Origin of the sequence: Kribbella soli (genome assembly GCF_004331345.1) — a bacterium.
In the GTDB taxonomy this organism is placed as follows: Bacteria; Actinomycetota; Actinomycetes; order Propionibacteriales; family Kribbellaceae; genus Kribbella; species Kribbella soli.
The window spans coordinates 386,471-405,328 of the sequence record NZ_SJJZ01000001.1 but is presented as its reverse complement, the minus strand read 5'-3'; the positions used below and the strand labels follow the sequence as shown (position 1 = coordinate 405,328).

Here is an 18,858-nt window from a genome sequence, read left to right as displayed (position 1 = left end):
CCCCCGAACCAGGGTGGTGTTTCCCCTACCCGAGCAGGCTGTTGTACAGCTCGACGGTGCGTTGCGCGACGGCGTCCCAGCCGAACTCGGAGACCGCGCGTTCCCGCCCGGCCTTACCCATCGCGTCAGCTCGAGAAGGATCGTCGACCAGTGCGTTGATCCCGTCCGCCAGACCGCGCTCGAAGGCGTCCGGGTCGTTCTCGTCGTACGGGACCAGAGTGCCGGTCACGCCGTCGTCGACGACCTCGGGGATGCCGCCGACCGCGCTCGCAACGACCGCGGTCTCACACGCCATCGCCTCCAGGTTGACGATGCCGAGCGGCTCGTAGATCGACGGGCAGCAGAACGCCAGCGCGTGCGTCAGCACCTGCCGGACCTCTTCACGCGGCAGCATCTCGGAGACCACGAACACGCCGTCGCGGGCCAGCTTCAGGTCGTCGATCAGCGCGTCGGTCTCGGCCTTCAGCTCGACCGTGTCGGCCGCGCCGGCCAGCAGCACGAGCTGCACGGACGGGTCCAGACGCAGCCCCGCTCGGAGCAGGTGCGGCACGCCCTTCTGCCGGGTGATCCGGCCGACGAACGTCACGTACGGACGGTTGAGGTCGACCCCGAGCCGCTCGAGCACGTGCGTCGACGGATCCGGCCGGTAGAAGTCCGCGTCGATCCCGTTCGAGATCACGTGCACCTTGGCCGGGTCGATCGACGGATAGCAGTCGAGTACGTCGGTCCGCATCCCGCGGCTGACCGCGACGACCGCGTCGGCTGCCTCGTACGAGGTCCGCTCGGCCCAGCTCGACAGCCGGTACCCACCGCCCAGTTGCTCGGCCTTCCACGGGCGGCGCGGTTCCAGCGAGTGCGCGGTCACCACGTGCGGTACGTCGTACAGCAGCTTGGCCCAGTGCCCCGCCATGTTCGCGTACCAGGTGTGCGAGTGCACCAGGTCCGCCCCGCCGACCGCCGCAGTCATGGTCAGGTCGGTGGAGAGGATGCGCAGCGCCGCGTTCGCGGTCGGGATCCGCGGGTCGTCCTCGGAATGCGCGGTCGCGCCCTTCCGGGGCTCGCCCATGCACTGGACGTCGACGTCGATCAGCCGGCGCAGTTCGCGGACCAGGAAGTCCACGTGCACCCCAGCCCCGCCGTACACGTCCGGAGGAAACTCACGCGTCAGGATGGCGACCTTCATACCGCCCGACGATAGGTCATCAACTGACGTGTGTCGGCACCCAGAAGCGCAGCTTTCCGTGTCGTTCGTCTTCCAGTTCGCCACCAGCTGCCTCGATCACCTTGCGCGATCCGGCGTTGTCCAGGTCGCAGGTGACCAGGGCCGGCTCGATGCCGAGCGCGCCGGCGATCGGGAGCGACTGGGTGAGCATCTGGGTCGCGTACCCGTGCCGCCGGGCCGACGGGCGGACGCAGTACCCGATGTGCCCGCCGACCTCGGTGAGCGCCGGTGTCAGGTCGTGGCGGATCGAGAGCCGGCCGAGGAACTCGACGCCGTCCACGAACCACAGCACGGTCTGGTGCACGAGGCCGGCCGCCAGCTCGGTCTCCGGCTCGGCCTCCGTCCTGATCGCGTCGACCAGGCGGGCGAACTCGGCGGGATCCGCCGCCTGCCCGCGGGTCCACTCCTCCTCGGCGCCGGCGATCGACCGCGCACCCATCCACCGCTCATGATCCGGACCGAGCTCGTCCCAGGCCGCGAGAAACGATCGGTGAACGGCAGTGGTCGGTACGACGAGGATCGGCATCCCTCCAGTGTTGCGACGCGCGCAAACGCTTATGTCCGCGGGTCGTCGGAGCTAAGGTGCGGACATGGCAAAGGCGCCCAGAGTTCTCGGAATCGTGCTGGCCGGTGGTGAGGGGAAGCGGTTGATGCCGCTGACGGCGGACCGGGCCAAACCGGCCGTGCCGTTCGGCGGCAGTTACCGCCTCATCGATTTCGTGCTGTCGAATTTGGTCAATGCGGGTTATCGAAATCTCTGTGTGCTGACGCAGTACAAATCGCATTCGCTGGACCGGCACGTCACGCTGACCTGGCGGATGTCCACCCTGCTCGGCAACTACGTGACCTGCGTCCCGGCCCAGCAGCGGCTCGGACCGCAGTGGTACCAGGGCAGCGCGGACGCGATCTACCAGTCGATGAACCTGATCAAGGACGCCGACCCGGAGTACATCGTGGTCTTCGGCGCCGACCACGTGTACCGGATGGACGCGTCGCAGATGGTCGCCGCGCACATCGAGCGCGGGAACGGCGTGACCGTGGCCGGTATCCGGGTGCCGCGGGCCGAGGCGACCGAGTTCGGCGTGATCAAGACTGCCGCGGACGGGCACGCGATCGACGAGTTCCTGGAGAAGCCGGCCGACCCGCCGGGCCTGCCGGACTCGCCGGACGAGACGTTCGCGTCGATGGGCAACTACGTGTTCAGCCGGGACGTGCTGGTCGAGGCGCTGCGCAAGGACGCCGCCAACCCGGCGTCGCGGCACGACATGGGCGGCGACATCGTCCCGATGCTCGTTGCCGAGGGCAAGGCGGGCGTCTACGACTTCAAGGACAACGACGTACCGGGTGCGCTCGACCGGGACCACTCGTACTGGCGGGACGTCGGCTCGCTGGACTCGTACCACGAGGCGCACATGGACCTGGTGTCGATCCAGCCGGTGTTCAACCTCTACAACAACGACTGGCCGATCTTCACCTCGCACCCGCAGCTGCCCGGTGCGAAGTTCACCGACGACGCGACGGTCGGCGAGTCGATCGTCTGCCAGGGCTCGATCGTGTCCGGCGCGCACGTGGACCACTCGGTGCTCGGGTCGAACGTGATCGTCAGCGCCGGCGCCGACATCCAGTACTCGGTGATCATGGACAACTGCAAGATCGGCAAGGACGTCGTGCTGAAGAACGTGATCCTGGACAAGAACATCGTGATCCCGGACGGCACCGAGATCGGCGTCGACCAGGACTACGACCGGGAGCGCGGGTTCACGGTGTCCAAGGGCGGCGTGACGGTGCTCGGCAAGGGGCAGGTGATCGAGGCGCCCAAGGCCGCCGCCGACGAGGTCGCCGAGGCGTGACCCCTTCCGAGACGGAGGCACTGGGACTCGATGCCGCGGACCCGGGGCACCGGGGGCTGTTCGACGTACCGCCCGCGCAGGGTGGCGACTACCCCGAGGTGGCGTACTTCGCCGGCAACTCGCTCGGCCTGCGCCCGAAGGCGACCCGCACCGAGCTGCTCGAGGACCTGGATTCGTGGGCGGCGCTCGGGGTCGAAGGGCATCTGGACGCGGCCAGGCCCTGGTTGCCGTACCACGAGCTGTTGACCGGTCCCGCGGCACGGCTCGTCGGCGCGTTGCCGAGCGAGACGGTCGTGATGAACACGCTCACCGTCAACCTGCATCTGTTGATGGTGTCGTTCTACCGGCCGACGGGGTCCCGGCACCGGATCGTCATCGAGGATGCGGCGTTCCCCTCGGACAGTTACGCCGTACGGTCGCAGGTCGAGTTCCACGGGTACGACGCGGAGGACGCGGTGATCCGGTTGCGTCCGCGACCGGGGGAGAACAGTCTGCGTACGGCGGATGTCGTCGAGCAGCTCGGTAACGACGTGGCGCTCGTGCTGCTGGGTGGCGTGAACTACCTGACCGGTGAGCTGATGGACATCCCCACGATCACGAAGGCCGGTCATGCGGCCGGGGCGGTCGTCGGGTGGGACCTCGCGCACGCGGCCGGGAACGTGCCGCTCGCGTTGCACGACTGGGACGTGGACTTCGCCGCGTGGTGCTCGTACAAGTACCTGAACTCCGGCCCGGGCGCGATCGCCGGTGCGTTCGTGCACGAACGGCATCTCGGCGCGGATCTGCCACGGTTCGAGGGCTGGTGGAGCACCGACGCGAAGACGCGGTTCGAGATGACGCCCGAGTCCCGGCCGCCGGCGACCGCGGAGGCGTGGCAGGTGTCGAACCCGCCGATCTTCTCGATGAGCCCGGTGCGGACATCGCTGGAGATCTTCGACAAGATCGGCATCGAGGTACTACGGGAGCGGAGTGTGCGGTTGACGGCGTACCTTTCGGAGCTTCTGGCGGGGTTTGAGGTCATCACCCCGGCCGATCCGGCGCGACGTGGTGCGCAGCTGTCGCTGCGGGTCCGCGGCGGCGCCGGCGCGCTGTCGCGGCGGTTGCGGTTCGAGTACGGCGTGATCGCGGACTCGCGGGAGCCCGACATACTGCGGCTTGCGCCGGTGCCGTTGTACTCGACGTACCACGACTGCTGGCGGGCCGGGGCGGCGTTGGCCGAGGTGTTGGCATGAAGGTCGCGATCGTCGGCGCCGGACTGACCGGTTCGCTGCTCGCGTGCTTCCTCGCACGCCGCGGCCTGACCGTGACGCTGTACGAGCGGCGTCCGGATCCTCGGGTCGCACAGGTGGAACGCGGCCGGTCGATCAACCTGGCCATCTCCGAACGCGGGTTGGACGCGTTGCGGCGGATCGACCTGGTCGACGAGGTGATGGCGGACGCGTTGCCGATGAAAGGCCGGATGATCCATCCCGTGGCGGGGCCGCTGGACTTCCAGGCATATTCGGCGTCCGGCGACCGGGCGATCAACTCGATCAGCCGGGGTGTGCTGAACAACGCGTTGCTGTCCGCGGCGTCGGCGGCTCCGGGCGTATCGGTGGAGTTCGAGCACCGGTTGGTGGAGCTGGATTCGGCCGCCGGGCAGATGGTGTTCGCGACGCCGTCCGGGAAGGTGTCGGTCGCGGCGGACGTGGTACTGGGGGCCGACGGCGCCGGATCCGCGGTGCGGGAGCAGTTGCTTGCCGAGGGCATCGTCGCGGAGAACGTCGACTTCCTCGACTACGGGTACAAGGAGTTGTGGATCCCCGCGGCTTCAGGTGAGTTCGCGCTGGATCCCGGCGCGCTGCACATCTGGCCGCGCGGTACGTCGATGATGATCGCGCTGCCGAACCCGGACCGCTCGTTCACCTGCACACTGTTCTGGCCGGCCGGGTCGTTCGACGCGCTCACGTCGACGACCGCCATCGAAGAGCACTTCCGGGTGAACTACCCCGACCTGTTGCCATTGGCACCGGATCTGGTCGACGACTACCTGAACAACCCGGTCGGTGTCCTCGGGACCGTGCACACGCTGCCGTGGCAGGCCCATGGACGTACGGCGTTGCTCGGCGACGCGGCGCACGCGATCGTGCCGTTCTACGGGCAGGGCGCGAACTGTGCCTTCGAGGACGTGGTCGAACTGGACCGCTGCCTGGACGACACGGGCGGCTCGTGGGCGCGGGCACTGCCGTTGTTCGAGGCCCGACGGCGCGAGAACACCGAGGCGATCGCGGAGATGGCCCTGGCGAACTTCGTCGAGATGCGTGACAAGGTCGCCTCACCTGTCTTCCGCCTGCAGAAACGTGTCGAGCATCTGCTGGAACGGCTGCTCCCCGGCACGTACGTCTCCCGCTACGAGCTCGTGTCGTTCTCGACCACGCCGTACGCCGAAGTCCAACGCCGAGTCCAACGCCAGCACCAACTGCTGGGGGCAGGGGCGCTCGCCGTCGCCGGCGCGCTGTTGAGCCTCGTCCGCGCGAGGAAACGCCGATGAGCACGCCAGGCGTCTCGCTCGCCCCCACCCCGCCGCTGTGCCACGTCGGCGTGCCCGTCTACACACGAGGGGATATCCACTCGTGTTGTGGGTTCTCCCCTGGTACACCAGGAGAGAAGCCGCAACACCAGTGGATATCCCCTCGAATGTGCTTGAGGTCAGGGGAGGTGGCGGAGTGAGCTTGTGGTCGCCTGAGCTGTTGACCGGACAACCCAGTTCCGTGGGGTTGTTGCGGCACTTCGTCGGGGGATCGTTCGTGGAGAGCGCTTCGCGATTCGCGAAGGTCTCGCCGGTGACCGGGCAGCAGATCTTCGATGTCTGTGAGGCGGACGAGTCGACCGTGGACGCCGCGGTTGGTGCTGCTCGGCAGGCGTTGAGCGGGCCGTGGGGACGGATGAGTGAGCAGGAGCGGGCCGTTGTACTGCGGCGGGTCGCGGACGGGCTGGAGCGGCGGTTCGCGGATCTGGTGGCGGCGGAGGTCGGTGACACCGGGAAGTCGATCAGCCAGGCGCGCACGCTGGACATCCCGCGCGGCGCGGCGAACTTCCGTGCCTTCGCGGACTTCGCGACAACCGTGCCGACCGAGTCGTACACGACGGTCCTCCCGGACGGGCGGCGGGCGTTGAACTACGCCGTACGGAAGCCGGTCGGGGTGGTTGCGATCGTCGTACCGTGGAATCTTCCGTTGCTGCTGCTCACCTGGAAGGTCGCGCCGGCGCTTGCCTGCGGCAACGCGGTGGTGGTGAAACCGTCCGAGGAGACGCCGGCGTCGGCGACCGTCCTCGCCGAGGTGATGGCCGAGGCCGGCGTACCTGATGGTGTCTTCAACCTGGTGCATGGGTTCGGGCCGTCGTCGGCGGGGGAGTACCTGACCCGGCATCCGGGGGTGGATGCGATCACGTTCACCGGCGAGTCCGCGACCGGTACGGCGATCGCGAAGGTGGCCGCGGACCGGGTCAAGGCGGTGTCCTTCGAGCTCGGTGGGAAGAACGCTGGGCTGATCTTCGCGGACTCCGACCTGGACGCGGCGGTCGAGGGATCGGTGCGGTCGGTCTTCACGAACGGCGGGCAGGTCTGTCTGTGCACGGAACGCCTGTATGTGCAGCGATCCGTGTACGACGAGTTCTGCTCACGGCTCGCCCAGCGCGCGTCCGAGCTGACCTACGGCTGGCCCGCCGACGAGGCCACGATGAACATGCCGCTGATCTCCAAACAGCACCGCGACAAGGTCCTGTCGTACTACGACCTCGCGCGGGCTGAAGGCGCCGAGGTGCTGGCCGGTGGCGGTGTACCGACCTTCGGTGACGCGCGCGACGGAGGTTGCTACATACAACCAACCGTGGTCACCGGGCTGCCCGCCGACGCCCGCACCAACCGCGAGGAGATCTTCGGACCGATCTGCCACATTGCCCCCTTCGACACCGAGGAAGAGGCCTACGCCCTCGCCAACTCCTCCGACTACGGGCTGGCGGCAACTGTCTGGACCCGCGACATCGGCCGCGCCCACCGCGCCGGCGCCGCCCTGGACGTCGGCCTCTGCTGGATCAACACCTGGTTCCTCAGAGATCTCAGGACGCCCTTCGGCGGTGTGAAGTTGTCGGGCATCGGTCGCGAAGGGGGCCGCCACTCGCTGGACTTCTACACCGAAACCACCAACGTCTGCGTGGAGCTCACATGACCGTCGTGCCGGGGAAGGCGACGCCGCGGGGGCGGTTTCCGCATGTGAAGGTTTCTGGTGGGTTCGCGTTTGTTTCAGGGACGTCGAGCCGGCGGCCGGACAACTCGATCGCGGGCGCCTCGGTGGACTCGATGGGTACTGTCGCGCTGGACATCCGGGTGCAGACGCGGGCGGTGCTGGAGAACATCCGGGACGTTCTCGAGGCGGTGGGGGTGGGGTTGGAGGATCTCGTCAGCGTGACGACGTACCTGGTGTCGATGAACGACTTCGGCGGGTACAACGAGGTCTATGGTGAGTTTTTCGACGAGTCCGGTCCTTCCCGGACGACTGTCGCAGTACATCAGCTGCCGCATCCCCAGCTGCTGATCGAGATCCAGGCCGTAGCGGCGATCCCGCAGAGGAGCGAGTGATGGCGAACTTGGAGTCGACGAACTTTCCGCAATGGATCGAGGAGAACAAGCATCTGCTGAAGCCGCCGGTCGGCAACAAGCAGATGTTCCCGACCGGGGACGACTTCATCACGATGGTGGTCGGCGGCCCGAACCAGCGCACCGACTTCCACGTCGACCCGTACGAGGAGTTCTTCTACCAGATCTCCGGCGAGCTCAAGGTCAACGTCATGACCGACGACGGCCCGGCGACCGTCGCGGTGAACGCCGGTGAGATGTGGGTGCTGCCACGGAACATGCCGCACTCCCCGCAGCGCGGCCCGAACTCGATCGGCCTGGTGATCGAGCGAGTCCGGGAACCAGGTGTGCTGGAGAAGTTCCGCTGGTACTGCGGCAACTGCAACGCGATCGTGCACGAGGTCGAGCTCCAGGTGACCGACATCGTCGCGGACCTGCCGCCGGTGTTCAAGGCGTTCTACGAGAGCGAGGACGCACGCACCTGCCCGGAGTGCGGCACGCTGCACCCGGGTAAATGACCGTAGACGTCCACACCCATCTGGTCCCGCGCGGGTGGCCGGATCTTTCGGTGGCGTGTGGGGGAGACGGCTGGCCGTGGTTGCGGATCGACTCCGAACGGGCCGCGATGATCATGATCGGCGAGACCGAGTTCCGCCCGGTCGGACCGCAGGCTTGGGATCCCGCCGTACGTCGTGCCGATATGGATGCCGACGGCATCGATCTCCAGGTGGTGTCGCCGACCCCGGTGTTCTTCGGGTACGAACGCCCGGCGGCGCAGGCCGTCAAGCTGGCGGAGATCTTCAACGACCTCACCCTGGAAACGCTGGCCGGTGACGAGCGGTTCGTGCCGTTCTGCCAGGTGCCGCTGCAGGATCCGGACCTGGCCTGCGCCGAGCTGGACCGTTGCCGGGCCGCTGGGCATGTCGGCGTCGAGATCGGCAACCACGTCGGCGACAAGGACCTCGACGACGCCGGAATCGTTGCCTTCCTCAACCATTGCGCGGAGACCGGTACGCCGGTGCTGGTGCATCCGTGGGACATGCCGGGCGGGCCGCGGCTGGATCGCTGGATGGCGCGCTGGCTGACCGGGATGCCGGCCGAGACCCATCTGTCGTTGCTGGCGATGATCCTGGGCGGGGCGTTCGACCGGTTGCCGCCTGCCTTGAGGATCTGTTTCGCCCACGGAGGCGGGAGTTTCGCGTTCTGGCTCGGGCGGCTGGAGAACGCGTGGCACCGGCGCGGGGACGTCGTCCGTGGTTGCTCCGAGCACCCACCGTCGACGTACCTGGACCGGATCCTGGTCGACACGGTGGTGTTCGAATCAGCGCCTTTACGGCTACTTGTCGATACCTTGGGGGAAGACCGCGTTCTGGTCGGCAGTGACTATCCCTATCCACTGGGCGAGCGGCCGGTCGGGGAGGTGGTACGAAAGGCCGGATTCCTGACCGCGGAGCAGCAGCACAAACTGCTGACCGTGAACGCCCTGCGCTATCTCGGGAGGTCTGATGAGTGAGGACCGATCAGTACTGTCGCGTAAGGCGCCCGAGCCGGACGAGGAGTTGCGGTACGGCGACCATGCGGACCAGGTGATCGACTACTGGCACGCGAAGGAGTACCGCCCGCTGGTGGTGTTCGTGCACGGCGGGTTCTGGCGGCCGCAGTACGACCGGGTGCACGCCCGCTCGCTCGGCGCAGCGCTGTCCGACATGGGCTGGCCAGTGCTGTCCCTGGAGTACCGCCGCGAGCCCGGCAACCCTGATACGACGACCGGCGACATCCGTACGGCGCTGGACGCGCTACCGGACCTGGTGGACGTGCACGCGGGCTACGTGCTCATGGGCCACTCCGCGGGCGGCCAGCTCGTCCTGTGGGCAGCGTCGACGCTCAACCCGGTCCGGCTGCGCGGTGTGGTCGCCCTGGCCCCCGTAGCCGACCTCCTCAAAGCAGACCGCGACCGCATCGGCGATGGCGCCGTACAGGACTTCATAGGCGGCGGCGTGCGCAACGACCTGGACCCGGCCCACCTGCCCGCCTCCATCGCCCCCGTCACCCTCATCCACGGCACCGGCGACACTGTCGTGCCCATCACCATCACCGAGTCCTACTTCGCCGCCCACCCCACTGCCCACTTCCACCGCGTCCCCCACTGCGGGCACTACGAACTGATAGACCCCCAATCCGACCCGTGGCACGACGTAACCGCCGAACTGACCCGCCTGACGAGCTAACTGCCGGGATCTGGTGGGTGGAGACAGGAAATAACCTGTGCTCAGACCCCAGTTCCTGTCTGAAGCCGCTACTTCAGGCGTTTTGCGGCGGTTAGGAGGCCGTCTGAGGTGGGGAGGAGGGCGGAGACCAGGTTGTCGTCGTCGCGGACGGCGCGGATCAGGTCTCGGAGGGCCATGGTGTCGGGGTCACGGCGGGCGGGGTCGGCGACTCGGCCGCCGGTGAGGATGCCGGCGAACGCGACGATGCCGCCGGGGCGGAGCAGGCGCAGTGCCTCGTGCAGGTACGCCGTGTTCTCGCGGCGGTCCGCGTCGCAGAAGACCAGGTCGTAGTGACCGTCGGTGAGCCGGGTGACCACGTCCAGCCCGGCGCCGGCGATCAGGCGGAACCGGTTCGACGCGACGCCCGCGTCCAGGAAGGTCTTGCGCGCGAGCCGCTGGTTCTCCGCGTCGATGTCGACCGTGGTGAGCGTGCCGTCGGCGCGCATGCCACGGAGCAGTGCGAGGCCGGAGACGCCGGTCCCGGTGCCGATCTCGACGACCGCCTTCGCGCTCACGCCGGCGGCGAGCAGGCTCAGCGCGGCGGCCGCGCCGGGGCCGATCGGGGCGACACCGCTGTCCGCGGCGCTCGCCCGCGCACCGGTGACGACCTCGTCCTCACCGGTGTAGTCCTCGGCGTACGCCCAGGACGTCGGGTCGATGCCGGTGGCGATGGCGTCCTCCCAGTGGTCGGCGGAGTGGTGTGCGGCTGCGGTACCCATGCTGAACCGAAGCCTAGCGGCTGCAGGTCCGCATTCCGTGATGCACGCGCGGAGGTTGCGCACTCTTGCTCATAACAACCTTGCCCTGATCAGATATGATCGTCTCTTGGAGACGTGACTCACCTGTTGAGGGAGGTGTGTGGAGTGCTGTCAGGCGCGGATGACGTCGATGCCGGCTTCTTTGAAGACGCCGAGCTGGCTCTCGTCGGCCTGGGCGTCGGTGACGAGCGTGTCGATCTCGCTCAGCTCGCAGATCCGGGCGAAGGCCCGCTGCCCGAGCTTGGAGGAGTCGGCCACCACGACCACCTTCGCGGCCCGGCTGACGATCAGCTGGTTGATGTTCGCCTCGCCCTCGTGATGAGCGGTGGCGCCGGTCTCGTCGATCCCGTCGACGCCGATGAAGGCGATGTCCAGCGACAGGTCGGACAGGATCCGGTGCGACAGCGGGCCGATCATCTCGTAGGACTGCGGCCGCGCCACACCGCCGGTCAGCACCATCTTCACGTGCGGCCGGACGATCAGCTCGTTGGCGATGTTCAGCGCGTTGGTGACGAGCGTGAACGCGGGCTCGCCGTGCTCCGCGGACAGCTCCGGCCGGGTCGCCAGCGTCCGCGCCACCTCGGAGATCGTGGTCCCGCCGTTCATCCCGATCACCATGCCGCGACGGACCAGCGTGGCCGCGGCTTGCGCGATTCGCTGCTTCTCGGACGCGAAACGCGCAGTCTTGTAGCGCAGCGGCAGGTCGTACGACACCGCGTTGGCGACCGCGCCGCCGCGAGTCCGGGTGAGGAGCTGCTGCTTGCCGAGATGGTCCAGGTCACGCCTGATCGTGGCCGCGGACACATGCAACTGCTCGGCGAGCTCGTCGACGTCGATGGCGCCTTTCTCGGCGAGCGACTCGAGCAAGGTGTTGAGGCGTTCATAACGCTTCACCCGGGGCTCCTCCTTCACACAATCGGTCAGCCCGGTGGCGGCTGGTTGGCACCATTCGATCACGTTCGAGCAGTTTCGACCATGACAAGTGCGGAGACGACATGACCCAGCAGCCATTTGTGAGCACTGAGATCGCCACTCAGCCGGACCTTTGGCGACAGGTCTCGGACGGTTTCGCGCAGTACGGCGGTGCACTTCCGCAGGCCGGTCAGCGGGTCGCCGCGGTCGGCTGCGGCACGTCGTGGTTCATGGCGATGGCGTACGCCGCGCTGCGCGAGGACCTCGGCCAGGGCGAGACCGACGCGTTCGCCGGATCCGAGTTCCCGGCGGGCCGTTCGTACGACGTCGTGGTGGTGATCAGCCGCTCCGGTACGACGACCGAGGTGCTCGACCTGATCCGCGCGACCGACGTACCGACCGTCGCGATCACCGCGACCCCGGACTCGCCGATCGTCGAGCTGGCCGACCAGACCATCATGCTCGACTTCGCCGACGAGCAGTCCGTGGTGCAGACCCGGTTCGCGACCACCACGCTGGCGCTGCTGCGCGCGTCGCTCGGTGAGGACCTGTCGAAGGCCGCTGCGGACGCTCAGACCGCACTGACCGTCGACGTCGACGACCTGGCCAAGCTCGAGCAGGTCACGTACGTCGGTACGCGCTGGACGGTCGGCCTGGCGCACGAGGCCGCGCTCAAGCAGCGTGAGGCGGCGTCGGCGTGGACCGAGGCGTACCCGGCGATGGACTACCGGCACGGTCCGATCGCGATCGCCCAGCCCGGCCGCGGCGTCTGGGTCTTCGGCGAGCCGCCGGCAGGCCTGCTGGACGACGTGAAGGCCACAGGCGCGACCATCGTCCACCACGCCGACCTGGACCCGATGGCGTCCCTCGTCGTCGCCCAGCGCGTCGCGGTCGCCAAGTCCCTGGCTCTGGGTCTCAACCCCGACCAGCCCCGCAGCCTCTCCCGCTCCGTCATCCTCGGCTGACCGCAGCAGTCATCGGGGACCCGAGGGTCCACCCCAGCGCGGTGTAGAGCGCCCGCCCGTCCTCAGTCGCAACCAGTACGCCGGTGCTCGCACCGGCGTACTGCGCTGCGGTGGACAGTGCAGCCGTGGACCCAGGCGTCATGCGGCATGTAGCGGGGCCTTTCTTGAGATGGTCGTGGCACGGCCGAGGGTGGCTGCCGCTAGTAGGGCGATGGCGACGACCAGGAGGGCTTTGTGGGTGCCGATTGCCGGGACCAGGAGGCCGCCGGTGGCTTGGCCGATCGCCGCGGCGCCGACTCGGAGGCTGGCGGCTGTGGTGCTGACTCGGCCCTGCAGGGACTCCGGGCTGTACTGCTGGCGGGCGGCGAACATGGCAGGGAGGGTCGGACCTTCCAGGAGACCGCTGACAAAGGCCACAAGCAGGAGGGCGGCGAAGCTGGTCGCCAGGGGCCAGGTGGTCAGGGCGAGGCCGTAGGCCGCGACCGACACGATGACGACCTGCTCCGGGCGCCAGCGCGCTTGGAGGCGAGTCAGTAAGAGTGCGGTGGTGACGCTGCCGAGTTCGATGGCCGTCCACAAGTAGCCGGCCGCTGACTTGGGCATGCCGAGTGAAGCCATGTGCAGCGGCAGGGCGATCAGCAGGATGCCGGTGGACCCCATCAACAGGGTTGTGGTCACGGTGGATGCACGCAGCCGTGGTGTGCGGACCAGGTGAGTCAGACCGGCCAGGACGGCGGGCAGGAAGGGTTCTCCTGCGGTCTGCAACGGTGGCAGGGCAGGCAGACGGCTGATGGCGCAGATGCTGAGGGTTGCGGCCACGGCGATGACTACGACCGCGACCTCCACCGACAGCGTTGCTGCGATGGTGGCAGCGGTCGCGGGCCCAGTGATGGTTGCGGCACCGAAGCTCGCGGCCTCGAAGGAGTTGGCGCGGGCCAGTCGGTCCGGTGGGACCAGGCTCGGCAGCATGCTGGTGAATCCGCCGCTCACCATCGGCAGAGTTGCGCCGGCGACCGCTGCGAGCGCCGGTGTGATCCAGTGCGCGCTGTGGCCGACTACGGCCAGCAGGCTGAGCATGACCACGCCGAGCACGGCCTGGTTGAGTGCCAGCGCACTTCGCCGGTACGGCGTCCTGTCCAGCCATGCACCGAGCAGAGGCCCGGTTGCGACCGCCGGGAGCGCGTAGGCAGCCCCGGTGATCCCTGCCAGCGCCGGACTGTCCGTCCGCTCCAGCACGAGCAGCACCAGCGTGAACGCCACCATCTCGTCGGCAAGCCTGGCCAGCGTCGCCGCCCAGTAGTAGCTCGCCACGCCGCACACCTCCTGTAACGCAAAGTTGGCTGTTACGCGTTACGATCATAAAGGCGTTACGGAGGGAGTCCAGTGGATATTCAGACGCCGGACCGGCAGGTGCGGCTCGCGGTCGACCTGGTCAACACGCGCACCCGCGACCCGGAGCAGTTGACGGCGCCGGCCGACGTCCGCGCGTTTCTCCTCGAGCATGGTGAGTCGGACCCGATCACGCTGGACGAGGACGACCTGCTCGCGGTCCGAGAGGTCCGAGCGCGGGTCCGCCAGGTCTTCCATGCCGATCCGCGCGCAGCGGCCCGGACGCTCAACGAGTTGCTGGAGGAGTACGCCGTACGCCCGTATCTGTCCGACCATGACGGGTCGCCGTGGCACCTGCATGTGGCCAAGCCCGGAGCCAACTGGGCCGAGTGGCTCGCCGCGACGACTTCACTCGGGCTGGCGACGTTCGCGGCCGGTCACGGGTTCGACTCGCTCGGGGTCTGCGCGGCGGCGGACTGCGAGCGGGTATTCGCCAACGCGGCGGAGAAGCGGCCGCGGAGGTTCTGCACACCGCGGTGCTCGAGCCGGACGCGCGTCGCGTCGTACCGGGCCCGGCAGCACGCCCAGTAGCCGGGTCTTGGCCTTCCACGCCTAGGATCGGGAGTGGGTTCCGGGAGTGGGAGGAGTGCGAGTTGAGTCACACCGTGCTGGCCGAGCTGGTGGCCAACGTGCTGAAGGTCACCGCCAAGGCCGGGGACACGGTGGGTCCGGCCGACACGCTTGTCATCCTGGAGTCGATGAAGATGGAGATCCCGGTGCTGGCCGAGGTGGCCGGCACCATCGTCGAACTGAAGGTCGTCGAGGGCGAGGTCGTCCGCGACGGCGACCCGATCGCGGTCATCGAGGAGCAGTGACTCAACCGAAATGGCTGCGAGCGCGTCTTGTGTAGTGAAGGCACCGGCCGGGAACTTCCGTCCGGGGAGCCGCGTTGAGCCGTCGTACGAACAAACCAGGGTCCAACCCGGGTTTTCCCGACGTGCGCAGAGGACGGTGACCGCGGCACCATGGCCTTCACGCTTATTGCCGAGAGGACCCAGGGAGGCGTTGCGGTGAAGCCGTTCGACACGTCGACGGTCCCCGCACCCCAGCAGGTGCCGGACGCACTGCCGTCGTGGGACGAGATAGTCCGCACACACTCCGCCCGCGTCTACCGGCTGGCGTACCGCCTGACCGGTAACAAGCACGACGCCGAGGACCTCACCCAGGAAGTGTTCGTCCGGGTGTTCCGCTCGCTGTCGTCGTACACGCCGGGCACCTTCGAGGGCTGGCTGTACCGCATCACCACGAACCTGTTCCTGGACGGCGCCCGCCGCAAGCAGCGGATCCGCTTCGACGGTCTGCCCGAGGACGCGCACGACCGGCTCCCGGCCAAGGGCGAGGGCCCGGCCGAGAAGCTCGACTCCGACCTGTTCGACCACGACGTGCAGGACGCGCTCGACGCGCTGCCCGAGGACTTCCGCGCGGCCGTGGTGCTGTGCGACATCGAGGGCATGACGTACGACGAGATCGCGGACGTCCTGGACGTGAAGCTCGGCACCGTCCGCAGCCGCATCCACCGCGGCCGGTCGATGCTGCGCAAACATCTGGAGCACCGGGCCCCGCGGTCCGGCCAGACCCGGGTCGGCGGCCCGCCGGTCGACGGCGGCCTGTTCGGCGACGGAGGTGACCTCGCATGACGCACCCGCTGGACAAGCTGAGTGCCGTGGTCGACGGCCAGCTCGACCACGACTCCCGGGACAAGGTTCTGAGCCACCTGGTCGGCTGCGACACCTGTCGTTCCGAGGTGGACGCGCAGCGGCGGCTGAAGGCGCGGATCGCCGCGCTGGAGTCGCCGGATCCGTCAACCGACCTGATGCAGCGCCTGATGGGTGTCTCGTCGTTCTCGACCGAGCCACGGGAAGAGGTCCGCCCGGTGATCACGCCGGTCAACCTGTTCCCGCAGCGGTCCGCGTTCCCGGCCGGCCGCACAGGTGGCACCCGACCGGGACCCGCCCGCGGCACTCGCTCGCGTCGTCGCAGCGGCGTCCTGGGTGCAGCCGGCTCAGCTGCCGCAGTCGCCTCCCTGCTCGGTACGGCGTTCGTCGTCGGCGACCCGTCCCGCTCGGAGCAGCCGCCGACGCTGCAACCGCCGGTGGCGAGCTTCTCGTCCGACCACGCGAGCACCAGCGGCGGGGCGCCGTTCGCTGACCCGGTCGCGCTGCTGAACTCCTACAACGGTGCGGGGTACGCCGGGCTGAACCCGACGCTGCGCCCGGTGGCCCTGACAGGACGCTGACCGGTGAGCCTCTCCCGGCTCGCCGTCCTGGTCAGCACCGCCCTGATCGGCTTCGGCCTGCCCACGTCCGCTGCGGCCGTCCCGGCCCTGTTGCCGGCGCTGTCGAAGGCGGACTCGCCGACGGCGGTCAGCTGGCTGCAGCGGGCGGCCGTCGCGCCGAACCAGATCTCGTACCACGGCACGCAGGTCATCACCGCCTGGGGACCGCAGGGCGCCAGCTCGGCGATGCTGGACATCCTGCACGCAGCGTCGCAGGGCTCCGAGATCAGCGTGCTCGGCTCGTCCGCGCCTGGTGCGAAGGCCTTCGTGCAGCGCGCCACCACCACGGACGCCGCCATCGACGGTGGACCGCTGGCGTTGCTGCAGGCGACGTACCAACTGGTCGACAAGTGCTGCACGGATCTGATCGGCCGGACCGCTGTGCTCGTGGAGGCGCTGCGGGACGACCAGACGCTGGCGGCGAAGTTCTGGATCGACAAGGCGACCGGACTGCTGCTGCAGCGTCAGCTGTTCAGCGCGGACGGCAAGACCATGGTGCGCGCCACCGTGTTCACCGAACTCGAGATCGAGGGCTCCGAGTTCCTCGGCCACCTGCCGCCGACGGTCCCCAGTGGTGTCGAATCGCTCGGCATGGGCAAGGTCGACGGCCTGCGTTCCGATGGCTGGGTCTGCGCGCCGGAGCTGCCTGCTTCGCTCAAGCTGTACGACGTCCACCAGGACACCAGCAACGGCTCTCTGCAGTTCTCGTACTCCGACGGGCTGTTCAACGTCTCCCTGTTCGAGCAGCGCGGCACGCTCGATCCGGCCGCGGTCGAAGGCTTCAGCAGCACCGACAGCCCTGGCGTGTACCTTCGGTACGGCATGCCGTCGTACGTCGTCTGGTCGTCCGGTGGAATCGTCTACACATTGATCGGGGATCTGCCCCCGGATCAGCTCGGACAGGTGGTCAGATCGTTCCCGCACGAGGTCCCCGTCGAGCTGAGCGCGATCCAGCGACTGGGCACCGGGCTGGCCAAAATCGCGACCTGGCTCACTCCGATGGGTGCACTCTCGCCGAAGCTGGGATAATGAAAGGTGGAAGTCTCTCCCGGTTACCTCCGGAGGGCTCCACCGACGACCACGACGACGACGTGAGGCGGGCACCGTGACGAGCGACGACGCCGAGCCGACAGTTCCGAATCCGGCGACCACGGAACCGACCTCGGTCCTGCCCACCGCGGGCGAGCCCAACGGGAACGGGTCTGCGGCAGGCCCGCCGCTGACTGGATTGACCCGCCCGGCTCCTGGAGCGGGTGCGATGCCGCTGCGGACCCCCGGCTCGGATGCGGCGTACCGGCAGACGAACGGTGGCCGGTCCACCGCTCAGCGCAGCTTCGGACGTCCGGAGCCGCAGCAGGAGGCCTTCCGCCCGGTGTACCAGGGACAGGCCTGGCCTACGGAGCAGCCGCAGTACCGTCCGGCGTACGTGCCGCCGCCACCGCTCGACTGGCACCAGCAGCAGGCCCGCTCGTACGCGTCGGAGCCGCAGAAGCTCAACCGGGTCGTCACCATCGCCGCTCTGGTCGCACTGGTCATCGGTGTCCTGGCCGGCGCCGGTGCAGCCACCGCTGTCGTCGCACTCAGTGGTAACGGCACCCCCATTGCGCAGCAGCCGGACCCGCCGGTCGGCACTGGCGCCGACCCAAAGATCCGCACCGGCTCGGTGTCCGCGGTCGCGGCGACCCTGCTGCCGAGTGTGGTGCAGCTGAAGGTCGAGGGCTCGGACAACTCCGACGCCACCGGATCCGGGTTCGTGATCGACAACGCCGGGCACATCCTGACCAACAACCACGTCGTCGCGGCCGCGGCCAAGGGCGGCTCGATCCAGGTCGTCACGAACGACAACAAGACCGCCACCGCGCGGCTCGTCGGCCGCTCCCCGGCGTACGACCTGGCCGTCGTGCAGGTGGCCGGCCTGACCGCGCCCTCGGTGCAGTTCGGCCGGTCGGACCAGGCGGTCGTCGGGCAGGATGTCGTCGCGATCGGCTCGCCGCTCGGCCTGGCCGGCACGGTCACCTCGGGCATCATCTCGGCGAAGAACCGTCCGGTGACGACCGGTGACGACACCGGGCAGGCGTCGTCGTACATCAGCGCGCTGCAGACCGACGCCGCGATCAACCCGGGCAACTCCGGCGGTCCGCTCGTCGACATGAACGCGCGGGTGATCGGCGTGAACTCCGCGATCGCCACCGTCCGCGGTTCCGAGGAAGGGCAGAGCGGGAGCATCGGGCTCGGGTTCGCGATCCCGATCGACCAGGCCCGGCGGACCGCCCAGCAGCTGATCGCCACCGGCAAGGCGTCGTACCCGGTGATCGGGGCGAGTGTGGACATGATGTTCGAGGGTGGCGCCCGGGTCAGTGCGGTGAGCCCGAGCTCGCCGGCCGCGCGGGCCGGTCTGCGCGTCGGTGACGTGATCACGTCGATCAACAGTGACCCGGTGGACAGCGCCGAGGTGCTGATCGTCGCGATCCGCACCCACCAGCCGGGCGAGGCCGTGCGGCTCGCGTACGAGCGCGGCGGGCGGTCCCGAACGGTTACGCTCACTCTCGCCCAGCAGATCGGCTGACGAGTGCTACCCGGTGCCGGGATAGGCTGGGCGCAGTCC

21 protein-coding genes are annotated in these 18,858 nt (G+C 68.7%); 15 read left to right on the top strand and 6 right to left on the bottom strand.

All coding sequences use genetic code 11. The annotated features are described in order from the left end of the window. Positions 1–25 precede the first annotated feature (25 nt). Both glgA and E0H45_RS02000 read right to left on the bottom strand, forming a co-directional pair. The gene (glgA, locus tag E0H45_RS02005; protein ID WP_131334551.1) at positions 26–1,183 is read right to left on the bottom strand and encodes a glycogen synthase; all 1,158 of its coding nucleotides are present in this window, start codon (positions 1,181–1,183) and stop codon (positions 26–28) included. Between the two features lie 19 nt (positions 1,184–1,202). After that, a complete protein-coding gene (locus E0H45_RS02000; RefSeq protein ID WP_131334550.1) occupies positions 1,203–1,748 on the bottom strand; it encodes a GNAT family N-acetyltransferase in 546 nt (181 codons plus the stop codon). 64 nt (positions 1,749–1,812) lie between these two features. Here E0H45_RS02000 and glgC point away from each other — a divergent pair, with 64 nt between their 5' ends. From glgC to E0H45_RS01960, 8 genes are all read left to right on the top strand, one after another. Beyond that, a complete protein-coding gene (glgC, locus tag E0H45_RS01995) occupies positions 1,813–3,072 on the top strand; it encodes a glucose-1-phosphate adenylyltransferase (RefSeq protein WP_131334549.1) in 1,260 nt (419 codons plus the stop codon). Beyond that, complete coding sequence (gene kynU, locus E0H45_RS01990; RefSeq protein ID WP_131334548.1) at positions 3,069–4,304, top strand: kynureninase; 1,236 nt, start codon at positions 3,069–3,071, stop codon at positions 4,302–4,304. The genes glgC and kynU overlap by 4 nt, the downstream gene beginning before the upstream one ends. Then, positions 4,301–5,602, top strand: coding sequence for an FAD-dependent oxidoreductase (locus tag E0H45_RS01985; protein ID WP_131334547.1), 1,302 nt, complete (start codon positions 4,301–4,303; stop codon positions 5,600–5,602). The genes kynU and E0H45_RS01985 overlap by 4 nt, the downstream gene beginning before the upstream one ends. Before the next feature lie 175 nt (positions 5,603–5,777). Further along, positions 5,778–7,280, top strand: a complete 1,503-nt coding sequence (locus tag E0H45_RS01980; RefSeq protein ID WP_131334546.1) for a 2-hydroxymuconic semialdehyde dehydrogenase — start codon at positions 5,778–5,780, stop codon at positions 7,278–7,280. Next, positions 7,277–7,690, top strand: coding sequence for a RidA family protein (locus E0H45_RS01975; protein WP_131334545.1), 414 nt, complete (start codon positions 7,277–7,279; stop codon positions 7,688–7,690). Before E0H45_RS01980 ends, E0H45_RS01975 begins: the two co-directional genes overlap by 4 nt. Then, positions 7,690–8,205: a 3-hydroxyanthranilate 3,4-dioxygenase gene (locus E0H45_RS01970; RefSeq protein WP_131334544.1), complete on the top strand. Its 516-nt coding sequence runs from the start codon at positions 7,690–7,692 to the stop codon at positions 8,203–8,205. The genes E0H45_RS01975 and E0H45_RS01970 overlap by 1 nt, the downstream gene beginning before the upstream one ends. Beyond that, on the top strand, positions 8,202–9,200 hold the full coding sequence (locus E0H45_RS01965; RefSeq protein ID WP_131334543.1) for an amidohydrolase family protein: 999 nt from the start codon (positions 8,202–8,204) through the stop codon (positions 9,198–9,200). The genes E0H45_RS01970 and E0H45_RS01965 overlap by 4 nt, the downstream gene beginning before the upstream one ends. Continuing rightward, on the top strand, positions 9,193–9,915 hold the full coding sequence (locus tag E0H45_RS01960) for an alpha/beta hydrolase family protein (RefSeq protein WP_131334542.1): 723 nt from the start codon (positions 9,193–9,195) through the stop codon (positions 9,913–9,915). The genes E0H45_RS01965 and E0H45_RS01960 overlap by 8 nt, the downstream gene beginning before the upstream one ends. A 68-nt stretch (positions 9,916–9,983) precedes the next feature. On the opposite strand, the gene E0H45_RS01955 is transcribed toward E0H45_RS01960, so the two are convergent. Further along, a complete protein-coding gene (locus tag E0H45_RS01955) occupies positions 9,984–10,673 on the bottom strand; it encodes an O-methyltransferase (RefSeq protein WP_131334541.1) in 690 nt (229 codons plus the stop codon). Between the two features lie 150 nt (positions 10,674–10,823). Beyond that, positions 10,824–11,606 (bottom strand): DeoR/GlpR family DNA-binding transcription regulator, encoded by a 783-nt coding sequence (locus E0H45_RS01950; RefSeq protein ID WP_131334540.1) that lies wholly within the window; start codon positions 11,604–11,606, stop codon positions 10,824–10,826. Between the two features lie 119 nt (positions 11,607–11,725). Between E0H45_RS01950 and E0H45_RS01945 the strand changes: the two genes are divergently transcribed. Further along, complete coding sequence (locus E0H45_RS01945) at positions 11,726–12,589, top strand: SIS domain-containing protein (protein ID WP_238154752.1); 864 nt, start codon at positions 11,726–11,728, stop codon at positions 12,587–12,589. Here E0H45_RS01945 and E0H45_RS42775 read toward each other — a convergent pair. Together E0H45_RS42775 and E0H45_RS01935 are read right to left on the bottom strand one after the other, a co-directional pair. After that, positions 12,576–12,731, bottom strand: coding sequence for a hypothetical protein (locus E0H45_RS42775; protein WP_202872169.1), 156 nt, complete (start codon positions 12,729–12,731; stop codon positions 12,576–12,578). The genes E0H45_RS01945 and E0H45_RS42775 overlap by 14 nt on opposite strands. After that, complete coding sequence (locus E0H45_RS01935) at positions 12,728–13,900, bottom strand: MFS transporter (protein WP_238154751.1); 1,173 nt, start codon at positions 13,898–13,900, stop codon at positions 12,728–12,730. The genes E0H45_RS42775 and E0H45_RS01935 overlap by 4 nt, the downstream gene beginning before the upstream one ends. A gap of 72 nt (positions 13,901–13,972) precedes the next feature. Between E0H45_RS01935 and E0H45_RS01930 the strand changes: the two genes are divergently transcribed. The 6 genes from E0H45_RS01930 to E0H45_RS01905 all read left to right on the top strand — a co-directional run bounded on the left by E0H45_RS01930 (position 13,973) and on the right by E0H45_RS01905 (position 18,819). After that, positions 13,973–14,509 carry a CGNR zinc finger domain-containing protein gene (locus E0H45_RS01930; RefSeq protein WP_131334538.1) on the top strand — a complete coding sequence of 179 codons (537 nt, stop codon included), beginning with the start codon at positions 13,973–13,975 and terminating at the stop codon, positions 14,507–14,509. Between the two features lie 62 nt (positions 14,510–14,571). After that, positions 14,572–14,793 carry a biotin/lipoyl-binding carrier protein gene (locus E0H45_RS01925; protein WP_131334537.1) on the top strand — a complete coding sequence of 74 codons (222 nt, stop codon included), beginning with the start codon at positions 14,572–14,574 and terminating at the stop codon, positions 14,791–14,793. A gap of 150 nt (positions 14,794–14,943) precedes the next feature. Then, complete coding sequence (gene sigE / locus E0H45_RS01920) at positions 14,944–15,615, top strand: RNA polymerase sigma factor SigE (protein WP_130384020.1); 672 nt, start codon at positions 14,944–14,946, stop codon at positions 15,613–15,615. Next, positions 15,612–16,214, top strand: a complete 603-nt coding sequence (locus E0H45_RS01915) for an anti-sigma factor family protein (protein WP_131334536.1) — start codon at positions 15,612–15,614, stop codon at positions 16,212–16,214. The genes sigE and E0H45_RS01915 overlap by 4 nt, the downstream gene beginning before the upstream one ends. A 3-nt stretch (positions 16,215–16,217) precedes the next feature. Next, the gene (locus E0H45_RS01910; protein WP_131334535.1) at positions 16,218–17,282 is read left to right on the top strand and encodes a sigma-E factor regulatory protein RseB domain-containing protein; all 1,065 of its coding nucleotides are present in this window, start codon (positions 16,218–16,220) and stop codon (positions 17,280–17,282) included. Positions 17,283–17,358: 76 nt separating this feature from the next. Beyond that, positions 17,359–18,819: a S1C family serine protease gene (locus tag E0H45_RS01905; protein WP_131334534.1), complete on the top strand. Its 1,461-nt coding sequence runs from the start codon at positions 17,359–17,361 to the stop codon at positions 18,817–18,819. The last annotated feature ends 39 nt before the right edge of the window (positions 18,820–18,858 follow it).